The organism is Mycolicibacter algericus DSM 45454, assembly GCF_002086455.1.
Taxonomy (GTDB): domain Bacteria; phylum Actinomycetota; class Actinomycetes; order Mycobacteriales; family Mycobacteriaceae; genus Mycobacterium; species Mycobacterium algericum.
In genome coordinates this window covers 1-1,992 of record NZ_MVHC01000070.1, presented here as the reverse complement: position 1 = coordinate 1,992, position 1,992 = coordinate 1, and the positions used below count along the sequence as shown (strand labels likewise).

Genomic DNA, 1,992 nt, shown 5'->3' with positions numbered 1-1,992 from the left:
CCTCAACGACACACCAAGAGCCCAACCGCCCCGGTCAGCCGCAGGCCCGAAACCCCACCATCCCAGGGGACTTAGCCCCGCTGCCGCCGGGCATCTCGGAGAACCGGACCAACCTGGCCCCACCGCGGGATTCGACACGGGGCAGTGGCGAGGTCGGAGAGGCGCCGCTGGCTCCCGACCAATCCCCACCGGCTCCCCCAGCCGCTGAGCTGCCCCCGCTGCCCCCCGTTCAACCGCAGTCAACGGTCATCGGTGGCAACGTCGGCCCGGTGGGCAGCCCTCAGGAGAAAGACCAGTTAAGTCTCATCGTCGGTGCTGAGGCGAACGCGGCAACTGCGTTGCTGCTGGGGCCCGTGGCGCGCGGGGCGACGGTACATTTTGCGTTGGATTCTGGGGGGCGTCGGTGAGTTACCGCAAGCCGCTGATCGGCCTGAGCCTGTTCCTGGTGGTGGCGACGGTGGGGAGCTGGATGGTCCTGGTCACACTGCGTCGCGAGGTCGCCGGCGTGACGAACAGCTATTCGGCCATCTTCACCGACGTTTCCGGGCTGCATCCCGGCGATGATGTTCGCGTTGCCGGAGTTCGCGTCGGAAGGGTGGATAGGGTCGACCTGGATGGCGCCCTGGCCAAAGTCACCTTCCGAGTGCAGCGGGAACAAGTCCTCTACAAGGACACCATCGCCGCGGTGATCTATCAGAACATCATCGGGCAGCGCTACCTCGGACTGGCAGAGGGAACGTCCGGGGACCGGACGCCGCTGGCAGACCGAAGCCAGATCCCCTTGGAGCGCACCAGGCCGTCATTCGACATCTCCTATCTGCTCAACGGGTTCGAGCCGCTACTTGCCTTGCTGGACCCGCAGCAGTTGGACAATCTGATGAACGGGATCATTCAAGCGCTACAGGGGGATTCCGGGTCGGTGCTCACACTGATCAGTGAGGTGTCGGCGCTCGCCGAATCGCTGGCGGGCCCTGATCAAGTTCTCGGTGATGTCATCACCAAACTCAATGACGTGGTGAGTAACCTGGCCGGGCAGACCGACGGCCTGCGGACGCTGATTGGTCAAACTCGTGACGTGTTAGCCACTGTCGGGAACCGGCGCGACCAGTTAGTGGCATCCGGGGGATCGATCAACACGGCAGTCGAACGATTGGCAACGATCACCGACAATATCCGCCCCGATCTGCAAGAAATCATCCGCCGCGAACCCGGATTCACCGGGCACCTCACCGGCGACGCTCGGGAACGTTTCGCGTACATGGGGGCAAATCTTCCGATGCTCCTCAAGGGGCTTGCCCGAGTAAGCCAAGATGGGGCCTACATGAACGGCTATCTGTGCGATGTCAACTCCTCGATCTTCGCGTTCCTCAGCCGAGTGATTCCGGGAACTGTGCGACTCGCGTCGCCGGGCAACGTCATCCAACACTCAGCGATGTGCAGGTAAACCACCATGTTCGATCGGCTCAAACGACCCGTCGAGGCGTACAACAAGACCTGGCTGGGCACCATCTCGCTGACACTCACCGCGGTGGTGGTGGCCGTGCTTATCATCGCGGTCGGCCACTTGTCGGCGGGGCAGAGCGGGTATCGCGGCGAGTTTCTCCAGGCGGCGCAGATCCGCTTGGGAGACCAAGTTACCGTCGCGGGGATTTCCGTGGGTAGCGTCAACGGAGTGGAACTTGCCGATGACCATGTCATCGTAAAATTTAAGATACGCAACGACATTCGCCTAGGGCGTGACACCCGCGCCGCGATCAAGCTGACCACTCTGCTCGGATCGCGTTATCTCGAGTTGTCCCCCGCCGGCGACGGGGAACTTGACCGCCACACCATCAGTTTGGCGAACACATCGGTTCCCTACGATCTACAAAAGACGCTGGCCGATGCGACGACCACATTCGAACAGGTGGACGCCTGAGCCGTCCCGGTAAGTCCGGAGACTCCCGATCTTGGGAGGATTCGAGTTATGGGACGTGCAAGCAGGTATCCCGC

At 62.4% G+C, this 1,992-nt stretch carries 2 protein-coding genes; both read left to right on the top strand.

All coding sequences use genetic code 11. The features are described from left to right. Positions 1–403: 403 nt before the first annotated feature. On the top strand, positions 404–1,444 hold the full coding sequence (locus BST10_RS22085; RefSeq protein WP_083040769.1) for an MCE family protein: 1,041 nt from the start codon (positions 404–406) through the stop codon (positions 1,442–1,444). Between the two features lie 6 nt (positions 1,445–1,450). Further along, entirely contained in the window at positions 1,451–1,918 is a 468-nt protein-coding gene (locus tag BST10_RS22080; protein WP_083040767.1) for an MlaD family protein, read from the top strand. Positions 1,919–1,992: the final 74 nt, after the last annotated feature.